Source organism: Bradyrhizobium sp. Leaf396 (genome assembly GCF_001424605.1).
Lineage (GTDB): Bacteria > Pseudomonadota > Alphaproteobacteria > Rhizobiales > Xanthobacteraceae > Bradyrhizobium > Bradyrhizobium japonicum_C.
Genome location: NZ_LMQJ01000003.1, coordinates 85,029 through 104,347 on the forward strand (window position 1 = coordinate 85,029; position 19,319 = coordinate 104,347).

The following is a 19,319-nucleotide window of genomic DNA, read 5'->3' on the forward strand; positions in this document are numbered from 1 at the left end:
TATAGGATTCAAGTCTGAGATAATGCACCATAGATGTGCGAAAATGCCGGATCAAGGCGCTATCGACTGGGACGACTTTCGCTTCGTGCTGGCCATCGTGCGGGGCGGCTCGGTCTCGGCTGCGGCAAAACAGCTGGGCGTCGACCACGCCACCGTGATTCGCCGCGTCGATCGGTTGGAAAAGCACCTTTCTGCAAAACTGTTTGACCGGCGCAAGACCGGGTATCTCCTCACCGAAGCCGGCCAGCGTGTCGCAGACAGTGCGGAAGCGATGGAATCGACCATCGTCGCCAACCAGGAACAGGTCGGCGGCTCGGTGGCGCGGCTGACCGGCACGGTGCGGATCGGTGCGCCCGACGGGTTCGGCACCGCGTTCCTGGCGCCGCGGCTCGCCCCCTTCGCCGACCGTTATCCCGACCTCGATCTACAACTTGTAGCTACTGCGCGACTGTTCAGTCTCTCCAAGCGCGAGGCCGACATCGCGATCAGCCTGACCATGCCGAAGGAAGGCCGCATCGTCGGGCGCAAGCTGCTCGACTATCGTCTCGGGCTCTATGCCGCGCCTGGCTATCTCGATCGCTTCCCTGAGATCACATCGCGGCAGGACCTGACGCAGCACCGCTTCGTCGGCTACATCGAGGAGCTCTTGTTCACCCCGGAGCTCGATTATCTTCCCCAGGTGTCGCCGCGCATTTCCGCACGCTTCCGCAGCGCCAACCTGATCGCTCAGCTCAATGCCACCCTCTCCGGGTTCGGCATCGCCGTGCTGCCGCAATTCATGGCGAGCGACTATCCGCAGCTCGTTCCGGTGCTGCCGGAGGAAATTTCGATCACCCGGACGTTCTGGATGCTGATGCACGCCGACAGCAAGGATCTGGCGCGAATCCGGGCGGTGGCCGATTACATCGGCGAGATCGTGGAGCGGGAGCGGGCGTTGTTTTCGGGGCGGTAGCGCCGCGCTCGTGAGGGATGGAGGGCACGGCGCATGCGCGCCTCTACCCACCTCATCTCGCCTAAGTCTTCGCCTTCTTCGCCGCCCCGACCTTCGGCTCGCGCTTGGCTCCCTCGAGCACGCTGTCGCGGCCCGCCTTCAGCACCTCATCGGACAATTCGCCCGATCCGGCGATGCGCGCCAGCAGCATGGTGCCGGCCATTGTCGCCAGCGTCGCGATGGCCTGCTTGCGAGCAGCCTTGCGTGGCTGGTTCGGGACACAGTCGGCCAGCCGCTCGATCATCTCCTCGAGCTTGCCGGCAAAGGCCTTTCGCGTTTTCGGGCTCTCCCGGGCGATCTCGGCGCCAAGCGCGGGAATCGAGCAGCCATGGCCGGGATTATCGCGGTGCAACGCCGAGAGATAGGCCTCTGCGATCAGCGCCAGCCGCTTCTCCGGCGACACCTCGCCGGTGATCTTGCGCCAATGCTCCATCGAGCGGTCCATGGCATAGCCGAAGGCCTCGATCACCAGCGCTTCGCGCGAGTCGAAATGCGCGTAGAAGCCGCCATGGGTGAGGCCCGCCTCCTTCATGAGATCGGCGACCCCGATGCCATGGGCTCCCTTTTCGCGCAGCCGCACCGAGGCCTTCCTCACGATACGGTCGTGGGTTTCCTGCTTGTGTTCCGGGGAATAGCGCATGCGGGTCTCATTGAATGTCGAAGGTCATCTCATAACACGCGAACGCCGAAACGGGTGCATTAATTCACGTTAAGCTGCACCGATCATCGAAAAGGTTGCAGTTGCATGGACCGCAAGGGCCTCCTTGCCGTCGCGGACGAAGCCTTCGGTGTAGCTGGTCTGACGCCCCAGCTTGATGACCCTCCCCTCGGCCGAGATCAGGCCTGAGCGAACCGACAGCGGACGCAGGAAGGTCATCTTCAGGTCGAGCGTCACCGAGCTCTGCCCCGCCTCCAGACGGGTCGAGATCGCGCATCCCATCGCGGTATCGAGCAGCGCCGCCGCCGTCGCCCCGTGCAGAAGGCCGATGGTATTTTCGAGATCCTCGCGCGGCTCCAGTTCCATGACGATGCGGCCCGGCTCGACCGCGGCCATAGTGAACCCGATCAGCTTTGCGAAAGGCGGCGGCGGCAGCCGGCCGTCGCGAATGGCGCGCATGGCGTCCATGCCCGAAAGCGTCATGGCGGCTCGTGCGACCGGCGCAGGCACCTGCCAGTCCACCACCCGCTCGCGTCGCTGCGCCGGTGAGAAAAGCTTGAACTGATCGATGTCGGTCATGGCCACCCCATTAGATGATATACATCATACTATATCACGGACTTCGCGCTGGCAAACTCAACCCGTCAGCCAGCTTGACAAGCGGTACGTTTCGGCCCGGAAGTGGGCCCCGGCAGTGCGCCTCGCCCCGCCCACGAAAGCTTCGAGATGCCACGATGGAAATGCTCAACAACCACTGCGGCGTGACGCGCGATGAGCGCGGCATCGTCCATGTCACGATCTGCAACGCCGGTCCGCTCAACATTCTGGGTTCGCCGGTGACCGAGGCGGTGCGCGAAGGCCTGCAGCAGCTCGCGTCCGACCGCAGCATCCGTGTCGTGGTGCTGCGCGGCCAGAGCGAGAAAAGCATGATCGGCGGTGCCGACATCAAGGAGATGGCCAAGCTCGACCAGAAGTCGGCCGAAGCCTTCATCAGCCGCCTGCGCGATCTCTGCGAGGCCGTTCGTCAGTTTCCTGCCCCGGTGATCGCACGCATGCCCGGCTGGTGCCTCGGCGGCGGGCTCGAAGTGGCGGCGGCCTGCGACTTCCGCATCGCCGCGCACGATGCGCATTTCGGCATGCCGGAGGTGCGCGTCGGCATCCCCTCGGTGATCCACGCGGCGCTCCTGCCGCGCCTGATCGGCTGGGCCCGGGCGCGCTGGCTGGTGATGACGGCGGAGAACATCGATGCGTCCACGGCGCTGGCCTGGGGCCTGGTCGACAAGGTCGCCGCGCCAGGAGAACTGGATGCGGAGATCGAGCGCACCGTCAAGGCGCTGCTCGAATGCGGTCCCGAGGCACTGCGATCGCAGAAGGCTCTGCTGCGGCGATGGGAGGAATTGCCGCTGACCGAATCGGTGAATCTCAGCGTGAAGGTGTTCGGCGAGTCTTTCCTGACGGACGAGCCGACGCGGCTGATGGGCGCTTTCGTGAACCGGAAGCGATAGGCGCTGCACCGACGCTGTCATGCCCCGCGGAAGCGAGGCATCCAGGCGCCGCGGTTTCTCGGATCCAGCCGCGCCGCCTCGGGAAATACCGGATTGCCCGCCCCTGCGCAATTGCGCACCAGGCGGACAATGACGGCGAGGACTGATCGACCAAATCTCATCCGAACCACGACATTTTCTCATCTCTGCCGCGGTTGCTTTTCTTGCGCCGCATCATATGATGATCATAATCTTAAACGTCATCGCAGGGAGTCCCGTCATGGCCGAAGCCGCCGATCCCGTCGTCATCGTCTCCGCCGCCCGTACGCCGCTTGGCCGCTTCATGGGCGAATTGTCGCCGCTGCCCGCGCACAAGCTCGGATCGCATGTGATCGGCGCGGCGCTGGAGCGTGCCAGGCTTGCGCCAGAGAAGGTCGACGAGGTCTTCATGGGGTGCGTGCTGCCGGCCGGACAGGGCCAGGCGCCCGCGCGGCAAGCGGCACGCGCCGCCGGTCTGCCCGACTCCACTGGCGCGACCACGGTCAACAAGGTCTGCGGCTCTGGCATGAAGGCGACGATGCTGGCCCACGACATCATCCGCGCCGGCTCGGCCGAGATCGTCGTCTCCGGCGGCATGGAGAGCATGAGCAACGCGCCGTATCTGCTCGCCAAGGCGCGCGGCGGCTATCGTGTCGGCCACGACCGCATCATCGACCACATGATGATGGACGGGCTGGAGGACGCCTATGAGACCGGCCGCTCCATGGGCGATTTCGGCGAAGCGACCGCGGAAGCCTACCAGTTCACACGCAAGGACCAGGACGCATACGCGATGGAAACGCTCGGACGCGCCCGCAAAGCAGTGGAAGGCGGCGCGTTCAAGGCGGAGATTGCACCCATCACGCTGGCCGAAAAGGCCGGCCCGCGCGTGATCGCCAATGACGAGCATCCGCTGAAGGTCGATCCCGCGAAAATTCCCGGGTTGAAACCGGCGTTCCGTGCCAACGGAACCATCACGCCGGCCGCCTCCTCCGCCAACGCCGACGGCGCCGCGGCGCTGGTGCTGACCAAGCGTTCGCTCGCCGATCGCAGCGGTCTGCCAGCTCTCGCTGAAATCAAGGGTCACGCCACCCACAGCCAGGAGCCGCAATGGTTCACCACCGCGCCAATCCCGGCGATCCGCAAGCTGCTCGACAAGGTGGGCTGGACTGCCTCCGACGTCGACCTGTTCGAGATCAACGAGGCGTTTGCCGTGGTGGCGATGGCGGCGCAGCGTGATCTCGGGATCCCCCGCGACAAGCTCAACATCAACGGCGGAGCCTGCGCGCTCGGCCATCCCATCGGCGCCACCGGCGCGCGGCTGATCGTGACGCTGCTGCATGCGCTCGAGGCGCAGAACCTCAGGCGCGGCATCGCGGCGCTCTGCATCGGCGGCGGCGAGGCAACCGCCATCGCTGTGGAGCGGCTGGCGCGCTAGTATCTATGGCCGAAATTGAGGGAAGTCTGTCATTTTAGACTTCCCCTCCCTCATGCCAGACTGCAACGATGACGCGGGTCCCACCGGGCTCGCCAACCCACATTGAGGCCCAATGATCTCGAACTGGCTCGCGGCAGAACTGTCCCGCCGCAACATCCATTATGGCTGGGTGATGGTCGGCGTGACCTTCCTCGCGGCACTGATCAGCGCCGGCACGGTCGGCGCGCCCGGTGTGTTCATCGTCCCGCTTCAAAAGGAGTTCGGCTGGAGCACGGCGGAAATCTCCTCGGCGCTGTCGATCCGCTTCATCCTGTTCGGCCTGATGGCGCCGTTCGCGGCCGCCCTGCTCAATCGCTACGGTCTGCGCAACATCACGCTCATCGCGCAGCTGATTGTGGTTTGCGCGCTCGTGCTCTCTCTCGGCATGACGGAAGTCTGGCAGCTCATCGCCCTCTGGGGCGTGGTGATCGGCATCGGCACCGGCATGACCGCGCTGGTGCTCGGCGCGACGATTGCCACGCGCTGGTTCGCGGCAAGACGCGGCCTCGTGGTCGGCATCATGACCGCGAGCGTCGCCACTGGGCAGCTCGTGTTCCTGCCGCTGCTCGCAAGCCTCACCGAGCGCTACGGCTGGCGGCTCGCGCTCGGCCTCGTCTGCGTCATGCTCGGCGTCTCCGCACTGGCGGTGCTGCTCGCGATGTGTGACCGTCCCAGCGATGTCGGCCTGCGGCCGTTCGGCGACGAGGGCACAGAACCCCTGCCCGCGCCGCCGGTGAGCCACGGCTCGATCACGGGCGTTGCGCTGGGCACGCTGCGCGATGCATCGAGATCGACGGCGTTCTGGATCCTGTTCGCCACCTTCTTCGTATGCGGCGCCTCGACCAATGGCCTCGTCCAGGTGCACCTGATCCCGATGTGCCTCGATTTCGGCATCCCGCAGGTGCAAGCCGCCAGCCTGCTCGCCGCGATGGGCATCTTCGACTTCATTGGCACCATCCTGTCCGGCTGGCTGTCGGATCGCTACGACAATCGCTGGCTGCTGTTCTGGTACTACGGCCTGCGCGGGCTCTCGCTGATCTTCCTGCCGTTCAGCGACTTCTCGTTCTACGGCCTGTCCGTCTTCGCAATGTTCTACGGCCTCGACTGGATCGCCACGGTGCCGCCGACCGTGCGCCTCACCGCGCAGAAGTTCGGACCCGAGCGCGCCAATCTGGTGTTCGGCTGGATCTTTGCCGGGCATCAGCTCGGCGCGGGCACCGCAGCGTTTGGCGCCGGCTTCTCGCGGACGGTCTATGAGAGCTACCTGCCTGCCTTCTTCATAGCCGGCGCGCTGTGCGTGTTCGCCGCGCTGATCGTGCTGGCGCTGGCGCGGCAGCCCAAACCGCAGCCCGTGATGGCCTAAAGCGCGATGCGATCAGGATCCGCTCGAGCCGGTGGGCCGACGATGCGGCCTGACGCAGGTGCGACGCAGCCGGCCAAGTTTGCGCCGAGGCGCCAGGGCGATTGCTGTGCATGCACGATTGCTACGGCACGAGGATCGGCGTCACTTCGAATCCTTGTTCAATTCGATCGCGACCTCCGACATCCAGGACCCCGGCGCCTCCATCAGGAAGGATTGACGATTGCTCTTGGTCTGGATCGTCACCAGCGCGGCCACCGTGTTTCCCTCAATTCGTGCCTCGATCAGGCCGTCCTTGTTCGTGCCGTAGACCTTGCCGCCTTGTCGGTATTCGCTCTCGAACCAGTTGCCGGAAAGCTCCGTTCCGCTCTGCTCGATGTTTGCGGACAGGACCATCTTGTACGCATCGCTTGCGCAGCGCAGATTGAGGGTCAGGGACCGTCCCGGCCTGGTGACGTCGTACGCCACTTTGCAGCGGACCTTCTCACGCGGCCCATCGGACGGCTTCATCGTGCCGACGCCCGACCAAGCACCGGCCAAACCGTCGAACACCGGCTCTGCGCGCAACGGGCTGATGCCGACGAGCACGAGACAGGCCGCGCCAACGCCCATGTGCGCCGCCGAAAACTTCAATAGCATTCTTCCGATCCCGATCCGCAACAAAGTCTGGGCGCGTTCTACGCTCGAACAGCCACGGGATGTTGGCGACGATGTTCAGAAATGTTGCAGAGATTGCCTGAACATTGCCGGATCGGAAAAGGTCGCAGGCCGGGCGTCCGAGGGCGGCGACACACGCGAAGAAGAGACACACGGATCCGGCCTCGACGACGGCGCGTCGGATTCCGTCGTTGCTGCGGCACCGGTCCTGCCCGGCCGAGGCGTTGATGACGCACCCGTGTGGGTCCACAGGTTCGGCCCACATTCCCGTTAGACTCCCCGCCCCAAACGTGGACAATAGCCTCCGCACGTCACGTGCGCAGTGCACACCAAGATGCGCCAGGGGAAATGAAATGCCGGCCGCCTTCCTGTCCTCCGATCCCATCATCCCGACCACTCCTTTGACATCCGAGATGCGCGATGCGTTGCGCGCGATCGTCGGCGAGAAGGGTCTGATCGAGGACGAGCATGGCAAACAGCCTTTCGTGACCGATTGGCGAGGATTGTTGGTTGGTGGTGCCGGCGCCGTCGTTCGTCCGGGCAGCACCGAGGAAGTCTCGAAAGTCGTGCGACTCTGTCATGAGCATGGCATCGCGATCGTGCCGCAGGGCGGCAATACCGGTCTGATGGGCGGGGCGACGCCCTGGCCTGCGCATACCGGCATCGTCTTGTCGCTGGGACGGATGAACCGCGTGCTGGACGTCGATCCCGTCGGCTATTCGATGACGGTCGAGGCCGGTTGCGTGCTGCAGACGCTTCAGGAAACAGCGGCCGAACACGACAGATTCCTGCCGCTCAGCCTCGGCGCCCAGGGCTCCTGCATGATCGGCGGCAACCTTTCGACCAATGCCGGCGGCGTCCAAGTATTGCGGTATGGAAATGCCCGCAATCTCGTGCTGGGGCTCGAGGTCGTGTTGCCCAACGGCGAGGTCTGGGACGGACTGCGCGCGCTCAAAAAGGACAACACCGGCTACGACCTCAAGCACTTGTTCATGGGAGCCGAGGGCACGCTGGGCATCATCACCAAGGCCGTGCTCAAGCTATGGCCGGCGCCGAAGGACGTCTGCACCTCATGGCTGGCGATTCGCGATCCCCGCGCGGCACTGGAGATCCTGTCCGAGGCGCATGCGGCGTCCGAAGACAATGTCGGCTCCTGCGAGCTGATGAGCCGCAGCGCCGTCGACATGGTGCTGCGCCATATCCCCGGCACCCAGGATCCGCTCAAGGCGGAGACGCCATGGTACCTTCTGCTGGAATGGTCGTCCGCGCGGGCGCGACGCGATGGGATGGAGGGCATGTCCGAGAAGCTGGAGCAGTTTCTCGCCGATCAGCTCGGGGCCGGCCGCGTGCTCGATGCCGCGATCGCGCATACGGTCGGGCAGTCGCGCAACATGTGGCGCATCCGCGAAGGTGTCGCCGAGGCGTCGCGGGCGGAAGGACCTGGGCTCAGCTACGACATTTCGGTGGCAATCTCCCGGATACCGGAGTTCATCGACAAGGGTACCAGAGCCGTGCTCGACATTCTCCCGACCATCAGGCCCTATCCGCTCGGACACATCGGCGACGGCAATCTGCATTTTTCGTTCATGGGGCCTGGCGGCATGGATCAGAAGACGCTGAACCAGTACAAGGGCGCCATCACCCGGGCCGTGAACGATCTCGTCACTTCCCTGGGCGGATCGATCTCGGCGGAGCACGGCATCGGCATCGACAAGCTCGACGAGCTCAGCCGCTACCGACCGAAAACCGAGCTCGACATCATGCGCGCCATCAAGCGCGCGCTCGATCCGCAAAACATCATGAATCCCGGCAAGGTGCTCCGGCTGTGATGACGCCGGGCACCCTGTCCCGGATCAGGCGCGCGGGTTGACGATTGTGTAACCTCGCAGGGAGCGCGCATGCAGTCGGGTCGCGCGACCGCCGGAATTGGCATCATATGCCATCCACATATCGCCGCCGAGGTGCTGCTCCAGAACGAAAACATGGCCGCGGCGGGCCGCAACCATTCCCGGCGCCGGCGACGTCCGCGGAAAGCGCAGCCAGTTCGACGCGAGATTCAATTCCGGGATGATGCGACCAAATACGCGCAGGGAGGCGCCGCAGCCGCAGAAAGACGACGGGCACCCGGCGGGACGCCCGCCAACAACCCGATCGTTCGAGACAATCGTTGACGTGGGAGTATTCCCCGCGTCGGTCACCGTCATTTGCGTTGAGCGATAGGCCCGCAACGTGCGCCTGGGAGCCCGCTCGCGGCGCGTTTGCGAGTACGAGAAATCGCAGGGCATGGTGACGTTGCACTCAGGGGCTTGAAGAATGCGGTAGGGCCGCGCTTCGGAGACGGCGCAGGTAGCGATAAAGAGGATGCACGCAGAAAAAACTCGTTTGATCATTGCAGGTCTCTGAGTTGGGAGATCCTGCCCCGGTCGGGAGAAACCAATACTGATTTGGCCGAAATGGGCCCAAAGCGCGGCCAAAAAACTGCTTCTACCTACGCCGTTAACCTAGATCATGTTCAAAGCGTCCGGCCGACAGCGCGAGATTGTCCCCTCCTACTGCATGATCGCGGCGGCGATCTTCTCCGCCGACATCAGCACCGGAAAATTGGTGTTAGCGCACGGTACCACCGGGAAGATCGAGGCGTCGACGACGCGCAGGCCCTGGATGCCCTTCACGCGGCCCTCGGTATCGACCACCGCCATCGGATCGTCGGCACGTCCCATGCGGCACGAGCACGAGGCGTGCCAGACGCCGATCGTCGCCTTGCGCACGAAGGCTTCCAGCGCCTCGTCGTCGCTCATGACCTGGTCAAAGGTGAACCCCTCGACCACGAAATTGTCGATCATGTAGTGGCGCAGTGCGGCCGGCCCGTCCATCAACGCGGCGGCGATCGTGGTCAGAATCTTGTTCGTCGTGTTGACCACGCCGATCTTGCGGACGCGGTCGGTGTAGGAGGCCGGGAATGGCTTGTCCGTCACCTTCCTGACCACTTCGCTCATCTGCACGGCCGCCATCTTGCGAAAGCCGCTCATAAGGCGATCGAGGTCGCGCCGGTCGGACAACAGGTTGAACTCGACGATCGGTTCCGCCGAGGGATCGCGCGAGGCCAGCTTGACCTGTCCGGTCTCGGAATAGGTCTTGTTGACGAAGGTCAGCAGCGAGCCGATTTGCGCGCCTACGGCGTGCCAGGCCGATTTGCTCAGCACGACGACGAACATGTCGCCCTTCGGGACGCCCGGCAGCCCGGAGGAATAGCGCAGCCCGAGCTGCATGTGGCGCCTGGTGTGCTCGTTCATGCGCGCGCCGCGTCGGACAAAGGACGACAGCGAGATGGAGGGATGATCCATCAGGCGCTGGCCGACGCCAGGCAGCCCCATCAAGACGGGAATGCCCATATCCTTGAGGTGACCAACCGGGCCGATACCGGCGCGGAGCAGATGCGCCGGCGAATGGATGGCGCCGCTGGAAAGAATGATCTCGCGTCCGCGGAATTCCTGCTCGCGCCCGTCCACCAACGCCTTCACACCGACGCAGCGCGTGCCCTCGAACAGCAGCTCTCTGACCTGCGTGTTGGTGGAGATCGTGAGGTTGGTGCGCTTGCGGGTGTCGCGATCGAGGTAGCCCATCGCGGCCGAGACGCGCTGCTCGGCTTGGTTCGAATGCGTCACCGGGAAAAAGCCGTCCACGAACTCGCCGTTCTGGTCGGGCACGAACTGGTGGCCGGCCTGCTGGAAGGCTTGCGCGAACGCCTCCGAATGCTGCGTCCAGTGCGCCCGCGGAATGCGGCGCACCGGGATTCGGCCGTCCTTGCCGTGATACGGTCCGTCGAAATCGAGGTCGCGCTCGACCTTCTTGAAGAAGGGCAGCACGTCATTCCAGCTCCAGCCTTCGGCGCCCCGCGCTTGCCATTCGTCGTAGTCGGTCGGTGCGCCGCGATTGGCCATCTGACCGTTGATCGAGGAGCCGCCGCCGAGCACCCTGGCCTGCTCGTATTTGCGCAAGGGAGGACGCGCTTCGTTCGGATTGTTGTGGCTGATGACCTGCGTGGTGACCTTCAGTTCAGTCCAATGGAAGCGCGGATCGAAATAGGCGGTGCCGGGATAGCTGTCCCTGATCTCGGCCGGCTCGTTGCCGGGCGGCGTGTCCTGCCCGGCTTCGCACAGCAGAACCTTGTTGGCGCTCCTTGCCGAGAGCCGGTGCGCCAGCACGGACCCCGCGGAGCCGCCCCCCACGATGATGAAGTCGTACACGATTGACGTTTCCTCTTGCTCTTATCCGGGGAACGTAGCGCGTTCTTGTTTTGAGGTCACGCCCATCGCGGCCATGACAAGATTGTCGCAGCCGCGATGATTGCTGAACATCACGGCCTGATCGAGAAGTTCTCCGGCGGCCCGGCCTTGCGCAGCGGCTCCGCCAGCCGCGCAAACTCGCACAGCAGCGACCGCGTCTTCCTGGGATCGATGATCTCCTCGACCCAGAACTTTTCGGCGGAGCGGAATGGCGAGCGCAGCTTGTTGAGCCGGTCCTCGATCTCCTTGAGTTTCGCCGCCTTGTCTTCCGCCGCGTCGATGTCGGCGCGGTAGGCCGCCTCGATGCCGCCCTCCAGCGGCAGCGAGCCCCAATAGGCCGAGGGCCAGGCGTAGCGAATCGAGAAGCGGTCAGCCGGCTGATGCACCACGCCGGCAACGCCGAAGGCGTTGCGCAGGATGACGGTGCACCAGGGCACCGTGGTCTGGTTGACCGCAGCCATGGCGCGGACCCCATGGCGGATGGTGGCCGCCTTCTCGGCATCGAGGCCGATCATGAAGCCGGGGCAATCCATGAGATAGACGATGGGGAGATGGAAGGTCTCGGCGAAGTCGACCCAGCGCACCACCTTCTGGCAGGCATCCGCGGTCCAGGAGCCGCCATAGTGGAAGCTGTCGCTGGCAAGCACCATGACCGCCCTGCCCTCGAGCCGCGCGAGGCCGACGATAATGGGCTTGCCAAAATTCTTGGCGACCTCGAAGAACGAGCCCTTGTCGACGACCGACTCGATGATAGGTCGCACCTTGTAGACCTGCTTGCGGTTACGCGGCACCGCGTTCATCAGCGCTTCGTCGCCCCGCTCCGGATTATCGGTGCAGGGCAAGGTGGGCGGCAGCTCGTAGACCGATGATGGCAGATAAGAAAGGAATCGTCGCGCACAGGCGAAGGCTTCCTCCTCGGTGTCGACGGCATGATCGACCGCGCCGGCGCGGGTCTGGATATCGGCGCCGCCGAGCTCTTCCTTGGTAAGATCCTGCCCTAGCGCCTTCACCACCGGCGGCCCTGCGACGAACATCGCGGACTTCCGGGTTATGATGGAATAGTGGCTGGCGGCAAGACGCGCCGCACCCAGGCCCGCTACCGAGCCGAGGCCGAGTGCGACCACCGGCACGCGCGACAGATTTTCCGTCGTGAAGCGATACCAGCGCGTGCCGCCGATCCCGCCCGGCAGGTTCGCCGCGCCCTTGGTCTCGATGGTCTTGACCGAGCCGCCGCCGCCGGAGCCCTCGATGATGCGGACGATGGGCAGACGAAAATCGTGCGCCATCTCCTCCGCCATCAACGGCTTTGCCGAGATCGACGCATCGGCCGAGCCACCGCGCACCGTGAAATCGTCGCCGACCACGACCACGGTGCGGCCGTCGACGCGGGCGCGACCGAACACGCAGTTCGCCGGCGTCAGCTTCTGCAGCTCGCCGCTGGAATCGTACTCACCGATGCCGGAAACAGCACCGATCTCGTGAAAGCTGCCTTTGTCGATCAGCTTGTCGATACGTTCCCGAACAGTCAGCCGGCCCTGGTCATGCTGTCGCTTGACCTTGTCAACGCCGCCCATCTCCCGCGCGAAGGCTTCGCGCCGGGCGAGCTCGTCGAGTTCCGGCTTCCAGTTCATTCATTCCCTCCGAGTTGATCGGCTTGTTATTGTTGTGCACGGCCATGGCGACCGGTTTGCGCGAGATGCGGTTGTTGAAGGCGTCGCCTTCTGCGCCTTCCATCAGGCTGCCGAGCGAACGGCCAAGCTCCAGCATCAGCGGGGCGACTTCGGCATGCAGACGCTGCTCGTCATACATGGCAGCCAAGAGGCCGATCGTGATGACGACGAAGGTCTGGTATTGCGGCGACCAGATCGGCACCGCGAGGCCGTTGATGTGCGGGCTCCAGAGGCCGCAGGCAACGACATAGCCGCGCTCGCGCAACGACTGCCGGTTGGCCTCGATGCGAGGCCTGAGAATCTTTGCAGCCTCGGGCGCTTCGCGCTCCATCTCGGCGATGAAGGCATCGCCGACTTCCGGCGACAATGCCGCCGTGTAGGCCGCGCCTGCTGCGGTCGAGGCCATCGCGATGCGGCTGCCGGTGCCCTCGTGCAAGCCGAGTGCGGAGGGCGAGCGCGCGAACTGGAGATAGACGAGATGGAAGCGATCGGGGACGACGAAGCCGACGGTGCCAGGCAATTGCTCGGCCACTTCCTGAAGCCGCTGGCGAATCATGCTGCGCAGCTGCGCGCCTTTCATCATCGAGGCGCTCATCGCCACGGCGCTCGGGCCGATGCGATATTTTTGATCGCGCGGCAAATAGACCAGCTGGCCCATGCGGGTCAGCGTGTGCGTGAGCCGCGATACCGTCGAACGCGGCAGACCGCAGCGGTTTGAGATCTCTAGATTGCCGAGCCTGCTATCGTGGCCCTCGAAGCATCGCAACACGTCGAACGCGCGCGACACCACTTGGATGACATCTCCCTCGCCCGCGTCGCCAGCGAGCACGCCTTGCCTACTCAACCGCTCCGATCGTCGTCCCATGTTCCCTACCAATTGTTCCGCTCTGCGGAATTAAATTCCACTTGCAGACGACGCTACCTCAGGCATTTTGCGACGACAACAAAAAGGCGATGGCATGCCAGAAATTAAGATCGTCACAGAAGTAGCGGGACGCGTCTGCGCAACTCCCGTGCAAGTTGGAGGAACCGTTGCAGATGGCGATGACGTTGTAATTGTCGAAGCGATGAAGATGGAAATTCCGGTGCCCTCGCCCGCGAGCGGGACCATCACATCTCTTCTGGTGAAGCTCGACGACGTCGTTGCCGAAGGACAAGCGATCGCGATCGTCACGCGGTGACGGCATTATCCGGCGTTTTCCGCGACAATCTGTCAGCCGCATTGCTGTATTCGCGGTACGGCGTTGCCATCGCTTGATCGCGGTGACATGATCTGTTGCAAACAAAACGTTGTTTCAAACAAAGAAAGAAAATCTTCGCGCTTAAGCGAAGACGATGGAGGGAAACATGCTTCGTGGATTGTTCATGCTCGCACCTGCCGTGGTGGCAGGCATTTCTTTTGCGTCTACACGCTGTTCGTTCGCCGAGGACATCAAGCTGCCGGCGACACTGACCTTCACGGCCTATGACACCGGTACGGCCGGCTTCAACATCGCGGTCGGCGTAGGCAAGATGATGAAGGACAAGTACGGCACCGACGTGCGCGTACTTCCCGCGGGCAACGACGTTGCCCGCCTCGCGCCGTTGCGCGCCAAGCGCGCGGCATCGGCCGCGATGGGATCAGGCACCTATTTCGCGCAGGAAGGCGTGTTCGAGTTCGGCTCCAAGGAATGGGGCCCGCAGCCGCTTCAGATCCTGCTCTCGAGCGTCGACTGCAATTGCGGATCGCTCGGCGTGGCCGCCGACACCGGCGTGAAGGAGCTGAAAGATCTCAAGGGCAAGCGGGTCGGCTTCGTGGTCGGCTCGCCTGCGCTGAACCAGAATTCGCTCGCGGTGCTCGCCTTCGCCGGGCTGACGCAGAAGGACGTCAAGGTGGTCGAGTTCGCCAGCTACGGCGCGATGTGGAAGGGCCTTATCAACAATGACGTCGACGCCGCCTTCGGCACCACCATCACCGGCCCCGCCAAGGAAGCCGAGACCTCGCCGCGCGGCCTGATCTGGCCGCCGCTGCCCGCCAAGGACAAGGAAGGCTGGGCGCGGATGCAGAAGGTCGGCTCGTTCTTCTTCCCGCAGCTTGCGACCTGCGGCGCCGGCATCTCGCCGGAGAAGCCGGTCGAGCTCGGCAACTATCCCTACCCGATCTTCGTCGCCTACGCCTCGCAACCGGCCGATCAGGTCTATGCGATGACGAAGGCAATGATCGTGAACTACGACGCCTACAAGGACTCCGCACCCGGCGCCGGCGGGCTCGCGGCCGACCGGCAAACCAAGAACTGGGTGGTGCCGGTGCATCCCGGCGCAGTGAAGGCGCTGAAGGAAGCCGGGCAATGGAGCGATACGCAGGAAGCGCACAACAACAAGCTGATCAAGCGCCAGGAGGTGCTCGCCGCCGCGTGGGCCGATTACGGCAAATCCAGTCCGCCGTCGGACGACAAGCCCTTCCTCGATGGTTGGATGAAGGCGCGCGCCGCCGCGCTTGCCAAGGCCGGCATGCCGAATGGGTTCGAGGAGTAGAGCGGCACATGAGCTCGCTCGTCGCCGCGCGCGAGGCGCGCCCCCTCTCCCGCTTGCGGGAGAGGGTGTTTCCGCAATGGGACACCCTCCTAGAGGAGACGGCCCTCACGCGCGCCTTCGGCGCGACCTCTCCCGCGAGCGGGAGAGGTTGAGGAGCCCGCGGATCGATCGATTCAACCAACGGCCGGCCACCAAAATATATCAATCAGCCCACGTGCGGGGTCGATCATGTCTGTTTCAATCTCCACCGCCCCGCAAGACGAGGCCAAGCGGGTCGTCTTCGACGATCCGCACGGTGCCGCCGGCAACATGCAGGAGGCAGAGGTCACGCGCGTCCGCACGCTTCGCGGCCTCTGGCGATGGGCGCTGGTCGGCGCGACAGCGGCGACCATCCTGCTGTGCATCAACCAGCAGTTCTCGCTGCGCTTCTTCATCGGATACACCCAGCTCAACACGGAGTATTTCTACCTCCTGATCGCGTTGATGCTGCCGTTCACGTTCCTGATCTTCCCAGGGGCCGAACGAGCGCCGCTCGATCGCATTCCCTGGTATGACCTCGTCCTGTTCGTCGCGACCTTCGCGGCGGCGCTCATGCTGATGACCAATGTGCGCAAGGCCGCGGAGGCCGGCTGGGAATTCGGCGGCGCGCCGACCAGCGTAATCGCCGCCGGCCTCGTGATGTGGGCGATGCTGATGGAGGCGCTGCGCCGCACCGGGGGCTGGAGCCTGCTGCTGAGCGTCTTTCCCTTCACGGTCTATCCCTTGTTCGCCGAGGCCGGCTGGCTCGGACCGTTCCGCGGCACGCAGTCGACGCTGGAGCAGGCGACCGCCTATCACGTGCTGTCCGGCGAAAGCCTGCTTGGCATCCCCATCCAGGCCTTCGCCGATACCGTGATCGGCTTCCTTGTGTTCGGCACCGCGCTGATGATGACGGGAGCCGGCAAATTCTTCATCAATCTCTCGTTCGCGCTGTGCGGCACGTTCCGCGGCGGCGCGGCGAAAGTCTGTATCTTTGCCAGCGGCCTGCTCGGCATGATGTCGGGCTCGATCATCTCCAACGTGCTCACCGCCGGCACGATGACCATCCCCGTGATGAAGAAGAGCGGCTTCCGCGCCTCCTATGCCGCCGCGATCGAAGCCTGCGCCTCGACCGGCGCGGTGCTGGCACCACCGGTGATGGGCGCCACCGCCTTCGTGATCGCGCAGTTTCTCAATGTCAGTTACGCCGAAGTCGCGCTCGCCGCCGTCATTCCGGCCGTGCTGTACTACATCGGCCTGTTCATGCAGGTCGATGCCTATGCCGCACGCCACAATCTGAAGGGCATTCCGCGCTCCGAGCTGCCGCGGATCATGGATACGATCAAGGACGGCTGGTACTACGTCTTCGTCATCGCGCTCCTGATCGTCATGCTGCTCTACTTCAAGCGCGAGAGCCACGCGCCATTCTATGCGACCGCGTTGCTGCTTGTTCTCAACCAGTTCTTTTCCAAGGACACGCGCTGGACATTTGCCACGATCGGCAGATTCCTGGAGGTGAACGGGCGCACCTTCGTGGAGCTCGCTGGTATCCTCGCCGGCTGCGGCCTCCTCATCGGCGCATTCTCGATGACCGGCGTGGTCTCGAGCCTTGCCAACGACCTGCTGCATATTGCCGGCGACAACGCCTTCCTGCTGCTGGCGATGTGCGCACTGACCAGCCTCATCCTCGGCCTCGGGCTGACAACGACGGCCTGCTACATCTTCCTCGCCATCCTGGTCGCGCCGGCGCTGGAGAAGCTCGGGCTCAACCGCATGGCGGTGCACATGTTCATCTTCTACTGGGGCATGCTGTCTTCCATCACGCCGCCGGTCGCGATCGCTTCTTTCGCAGCCGCAGGCATCGCCGGTTCGCCGGCGATGAAGACCGGCTGGGAGTCGATGTGGGTCGGCAGCATCATCTATTTCCTGCCGTTCTTCTTCGTCTTGAATCCGGCCCTGGTGCTGCAAGGGCCGAACCCATATCTCGCAGCTCTTGGCCTGATGGGCCTTGCCGCCTTCGGCACGCTGTTCATCTGCGGTGGCATCCAGGGCTACCAGCCCTTCGTCGGCAATTTGCGCGCCGCAGGGGCGCTGGAATGGCCGATCCGCGTGCTGCTGGTGATCGGCGGCTTCGTGGTCGCGACCCCCGGCGGCGGAATCATGCCGCTGTCGCAGATGCAGGTGACGCTGCTCGGCCTCGGGATCCTGCTGCCGACGATCTTGATCGCGCTTCTTCTGGTCCGACGCCAGCCCGAGGTGCCGGACGGGTTGCGCGCACCCTGATTGCGTTGCACAACAGAGGGCGATGAAGCCGCAATCGCCTCTCGCCGCCGCCTGGACCCGCTCGAAGCCGCCACTGCTGCGGTTTCTGGACCATTGCCTCAGTGAATTCTCGGCCGAGACCTCAGGCAGCGTTGCCGATTACATTCCCGAGCTGAGCAAGGCGGACCCTGCCTGTTTCGGCATCAGCCTGGCGACGCTGGATGGCCATGTCTATGAGGTCGGCGACAGCCGGGTGCCCTTCACCATCCAATCGATGTCGAAGCCTTTCGTGTTCGCGCTGGCGCTGGACCTGCTTGGCGCCGGCAGGGTCGAGAGCGCGATCGGGGTCGAGCCCTCGGGGGACCCCTTCAACTCGATCCGGCTCAACTCCGAGAACCATCCGTTCAATCCGATGGTCAATGCCGGCGCGATCGCCTGCACCGGGCTGATCTACGACAGCAGGGGCACGGAGGCCTTCGAGCAGATCCGTGCCGCCCTCAGCCGCTTTGCCGGCCGCGACCTTGCCGTTGACGAGGCGGTCTATGCTTCCGAGAGCCAGACCGGCGACCGCAACCGCGCCATCGGCTATCTCTTGAAGACCAATGCGGTCATCTCGGACAGCGTCGCTGGCGTCCTCGACGTCTATTTCCGACAATGCGCAGTGCTGGTCACCGCGCGGGACATCGCGGTGATGGCCGCGACGCTCGCGAACCGCGGCATTAACCCCGTGACCGGCGAGCAGGTGCTCACGCCTTACGCGATCTCGCGCACGCTCTCGGTGATGACGTCGTCGGGCATGTACGATTATGCCGGCGAATGGATCTACCGGATCGGCATTCCCGCCAAGAGCGGCGTCGGCGGCGGCATTCTCGCAGCGCTCCCGGCCCGGCTCGGCCTCGGCAGCTATTCGCCGAAGCTCGACAAGCACGGCAACAGCGTGCGCGGCATCAAGGTCTGCGAGGCGCTGTCCTCGCATTACGACCTGCACATGCTCAACCGCAGCGATGACGCCCGCAACGCCGTCATAGCGGACTACAACATCGGCAAGAGCCCGTCCCGCCGCGTGCGCCGGCCTCAGGAGCGCGAAATCCTGGCGGCGCATGAGCAGGAAGTGCGGATCATCGAGCTGGTCGGCACGCTGTCGCTCTCCGCGGTCGATTACGTCTCGCGGCGGCTCGCCGGGCGACCGCGGCCGCAATTCGTGATCTTCGATCTCCATCGCGTCACCTCGACCACGCGCGCCGGGGCGCGGCTGATCGCCGAAGCGTTCGAGGAGCTTGCGGCCTTGAACGTGACCGTCGTGCTGTCAGGCGTCAGGCGCGCCTCCAAGGAATGGGACACCTTGCGGGAATGGACGGCGGAGCTGAAGAACGTCCGGGACTTCTACCTGCTCGACACCGCCATTGAATGGGCCGAAGACCAGATCGTGTATCGCTACGGCGGCTCGATCGATTTTCACGAGACCACCGAGCTCGCCGAGCAACCGCTGCTGACAGGGTTGAGCGAGGAAGAACTGACCGATCTGGCCTCGCTCTGCACCATCAGGGCCTATCCATCCGGCGCGAAGATTCTCGCGGCCGGCGACCCCGCCGATACCCTTTGCTTCCTGCGCAGCGGCGCGGTGCACGTCACCTTGCCCGACGGCATCCGGCTGGCGACACTCACCGCCGGCATGGCGTTCGGCGAAATGGCGCTGCTGGAGCCGACAAGGTCGGCCGATGTGTCCGCCGACCTGGCAGCAACGACGTACGAAGTGCCGCTGAAGGATTTCCAGCGCTTCCGCAAGCAGCACCCGCGCGCCAGCGAATGCATCATGCGCAATCTGGCCCAGCTGCTGGCCGACCGCCTGATCGTCGCCAACGCCAAGGTCGACATATTGACGTCGACGTAGAACGACGCTCCT

At 64.4% G+C, this 19,319-nt stretch carries 16 protein-coding genes; 9 read left to right on the top strand and 7 right to left on the bottom strand.

The window, feature by feature from the left end:
- Window positions 1–43: 43 nt before the first annotated feature.
- A complete protein-coding gene (locus ASG57_RS04070; protein WP_024338218.1) occupies window positions 44–952 on the top strand; it encodes a LysR family transcriptional regulator in 909 nt (302 codons plus the stop codon).
- A gap of 61 nt (window positions 953–1,013) precedes the next feature.
- On the opposite strand, the gene ASG57_RS04075 is transcribed toward ASG57_RS04070, so the two are convergent.
- A complete protein-coding gene (locus ASG57_RS04075; RefSeq protein ID WP_024338219.1) occupies window positions 1,014–1,631 on the bottom strand; it encodes a TetR/AcrR family transcriptional regulator in 618 nt (205 codons plus the stop codon).
- 69 nt (window positions 1,632–1,700) lie between these two features.
- Complete coding sequence (locus tag ASG57_RS04080) at window positions 1,701–2,228, bottom strand: PaaI family thioesterase (protein ID WP_024338220.1); 528 nt, start codon at window positions 2,226–2,228, stop codon at window positions 1,701–1,703.
- Window positions 2,229–2,383: 155 nt separating this feature from the next.
- On the opposite strand from ASG57_RS04080, the gene ASG57_RS04085 reads away from it, so the two are divergent.
- The 3 genes from ASG57_RS04085 to ASG57_RS04095 all read left to right on the top strand — a co-directional run bounded on the left by ASG57_RS04085 (window position 2,384) and on the right by ASG57_RS04095 (window position 6,012).
- Window positions 2,384–3,154 (top strand): enoyl-CoA hydratase, encoded by a 771-nt coding sequence (locus tag ASG57_RS04085; protein WP_024338221.1) that lies wholly within the window; start codon window positions 2,384–2,386, stop codon window positions 3,152–3,154.
- Window positions 3,155–3,413: 259 nt separating this feature from the next.
- Window positions 3,414–4,610, top strand: a complete 1,197-nt coding sequence (locus tag ASG57_RS04090) for an acetyl-CoA C-acyltransferase (RefSeq protein WP_024338222.1) — start codon at window positions 3,414–3,416, stop codon at window positions 4,608–4,610.
- A gap of 112 nt (window positions 4,611–4,722) precedes the next feature.
- The gene (locus tag ASG57_RS04095; RefSeq protein ID WP_024338223.1) at window positions 4,723–6,012 is read left to right on the top strand and encodes an MFS transporter; all 1,290 of its coding nucleotides are present in this window, start codon (window positions 4,723–4,725) and stop codon (window positions 6,010–6,012) included.
- 141 nt (window positions 6,013–6,153) lie between these two features.
- On the opposite strand, the gene ASG57_RS04100 is transcribed toward ASG57_RS04095, so the two are convergent.
- The gene (locus ASG57_RS04100) at window positions 6,154–6,648 is read right to left on the bottom strand and encodes a hypothetical protein (RefSeq protein ID WP_024338224.1); all 495 of its coding nucleotides are present in this window, start codon (window positions 6,646–6,648) and stop codon (window positions 6,154–6,156) included.
- A 371-nt stretch (window positions 6,649–7,019) separates the two neighbouring features.
- Between ASG57_RS04100 and ASG57_RS04105 the strand changes: the two genes are divergently transcribed.
- Window positions 7,020–8,495, top strand: a complete 1,476-nt coding sequence (locus ASG57_RS04105) for an FAD-binding oxidoreductase (RefSeq protein ID WP_024338225.1) — start codon at window positions 7,020–7,022, stop codon at window positions 8,493–8,495.
- 24 nt (window positions 8,496–8,519) lie between these two features.
- Here the strand turns inward: ASG57_RS04105 and ASG57_RS38565 are convergent, their stop codons facing one another.
- From ASG57_RS38565 to ASG57_RS04125, 4 genes are all read right to left on the bottom strand, one after another.
- Entirely contained in the window at window positions 8,520–9,056 is a 537-nt protein-coding gene (locus ASG57_RS38565; protein ID WP_028145837.1) for a hypothetical protein, read from the bottom strand.
- A 159-nt stretch (window positions 9,057–9,215) separates the two neighbouring features.
- On the bottom strand, window positions 9,216–10,913 hold the full coding sequence (locus tag ASG57_RS04115; protein WP_024338226.1) for a GMC family oxidoreductase: 1,698 nt from the start codon (window positions 10,911–10,913) through the stop codon (window positions 9,216–9,218).
- A gap of 110 nt (window positions 10,914–11,023) precedes the next feature.
- Window positions 11,024–12,583, bottom strand: coding sequence for an acyl-CoA carboxylase subunit beta (locus tag ASG57_RS04120; protein WP_024338227.1), 1,560 nt, complete (start codon window positions 12,581–12,583; stop codon window positions 11,024–11,026).
- The gene (locus tag ASG57_RS04125) at window positions 12,513–13,487 is read right to left on the bottom strand and encodes an IclR family transcriptional regulator (RefSeq protein ID WP_028145838.1); all 975 of its coding nucleotides are present in this window, start codon (window positions 13,485–13,487) and stop codon (window positions 12,513–12,515) included. Before ASG57_RS04125 ends, ASG57_RS04120 begins: the two co-directional genes overlap by 71 nt.
- A 94-nt stretch (window positions 13,488–13,581) precedes the next feature.
- On the opposite strand from ASG57_RS04125, the gene ASG57_RS04130 reads away from it, so the two are divergent.
- The 4 genes from ASG57_RS04130 (at window position 13,582) to glsA (ending at window position 19,307) form a co-directional block, all read left to right on the top strand.
- The gene (locus tag ASG57_RS04130) at window positions 13,582–13,803 is read left to right on the top strand and encodes an acyl-CoA carboxylase biotin carboxyl carrier protein subunit (protein WP_024338229.1); all 222 of its coding nucleotides are present in this window, start codon (window positions 13,582–13,584) and stop codon (window positions 13,801–13,803) included.
- A gap of 166 nt (window positions 13,804–13,969) precedes the next feature.
- The gene (locus tag ASG57_RS04135; RefSeq protein ID WP_024338230.1) at window positions 13,970–15,136 is read left to right on the top strand and encodes a TAXI family TRAP transporter solute-binding subunit; all 1,167 of its coding nucleotides are present in this window, start codon (window positions 13,970–13,972) and stop codon (window positions 15,134–15,136) included.
- Window positions 15,137–15,364: 228 nt separating this feature from the next.
- Complete coding sequence (locus ASG57_RS04140) at window positions 15,365–17,437, top strand: TRAP transporter permease (protein ID WP_024338231.1); 2,073 nt, start codon at window positions 15,365–15,367, stop codon at window positions 17,435–17,437.
- Between the two features lie 22 nt (window positions 17,438–17,459).
- Window positions 17,460–19,307, top strand: a complete 1,848-nt coding sequence (gene glsA, locus ASG57_RS04145; RefSeq protein ID WP_024338232.1) for a glutaminase A — start codon at window positions 17,460–17,462, stop codon at window positions 19,305–19,307.
- Window positions 19,308–19,319 lie beyond the last annotated feature (12 nt).

What these genes read in the sequence shown, in the direction of transcription:
- ASG57_RS04080 (WP_024338220.1), bottom strand. Translation starts at nt 2,228, where the DNA reads ATGACCGACATCGATCAGTTCAAGCTTTTCTCACCGGCGCAGCGACGC.
- glsA (WP_024338232.1), top strand. Translation starts at nt 17,460, where the DNA reads ATGAAGCCGCAATCGCCTCTCGCCGCCGCCTGGACCCGCTCGAAGCCG.
- ASG57_RS04095 (WP_024338223.1), top strand. Translation starts at nt 4,723, where the DNA reads ATGATCTCGAACTGGCTCGCGGCAGAACTGTCCCGCCGCAACATCCAT.
- ASG57_RS04130 (WP_024338229.1), top strand. Translation starts at nt 13,582, where the DNA reads ATGCCAGAAATTAAGATCGTCACAGAAGTAGCGGGACGCGTCTGCGCA.
- ASG57_RS04135 (WP_024338230.1), top strand. Translation starts at nt 13,970, where the DNA reads ATGCTTCGTGGATTGTTCATGCTCGCACCTGCCGTGGTGGCAGGCATT.
- ASG57_RS04105 (WP_024338225.1), top strand. Translation starts at nt 7,020, where the DNA reads ATGCCGGCCGCCTTCCTGTCCTCCGATCCCATCATCCCGACCACTCCT.
- ASG57_RS38565 (WP_028145837.1), bottom strand. Translation starts at nt 9,056, where the DNA reads ATGATCAAACGAGTTTTTTCTGCGTGCATCCTCTTTATCGCTACCTGC.
- ASG57_RS04100 (WP_024338224.1), bottom strand. Translation starts at nt 6,648, where the DNA reads ATGCTATTGAAGTTTTCGGCGGCGCACATGGGCGTTGGCGCGGCCTGT.
- ASG57_RS04140 (WP_024338231.1), top strand. Translation starts at nt 15,365, where the DNA reads ATGTCTGTTTCAATCTCCACCGCCCCGCAAGACGAGGCCAAGCGGGTC.
- ASG57_RS04085 (WP_024338221.1), top strand. Translation starts at nt 2,384, where the DNA reads ATGGAAATGCTCAACAACCACTGCGGCGTGACGCGCGATGAGCGCGGC.
- ASG57_RS04125 (WP_028145838.1), bottom strand. Translation starts at nt 13,487, where the DNA reads ATGGGACGACGATCGGAGCGGTTGAGTAGGCAAGGCGTGCTCGCTGGC.
- ASG57_RS04075 (WP_024338219.1), bottom strand. Translation starts at nt 1,631, where the DNA reads ATGCGCTATTCCCCGGAACACAAGCAGGAAACCCACGACCGTATCGTG.
- ASG57_RS04070 (WP_024338218.1), top strand. Translation starts at nt 44, where the DNA reads ATGCCGGATCAAGGCGCTATCGACTGGGACGACTTTCGCTTCGTGCTG.
- ASG57_RS04090 (WP_024338222.1), top strand. Translation starts at nt 3,414, where the DNA reads ATGGCCGAAGCCGCCGATCCCGTCGTCATCGTCTCCGCCGCCCGTACG.
- ASG57_RS04120 (WP_024338227.1), bottom strand. Translation starts at nt 12,583, where the DNA reads ATGAACTGGAAGCCGGAACTCGACGAGCTCGCCCGGCGCGAAGCCTTC.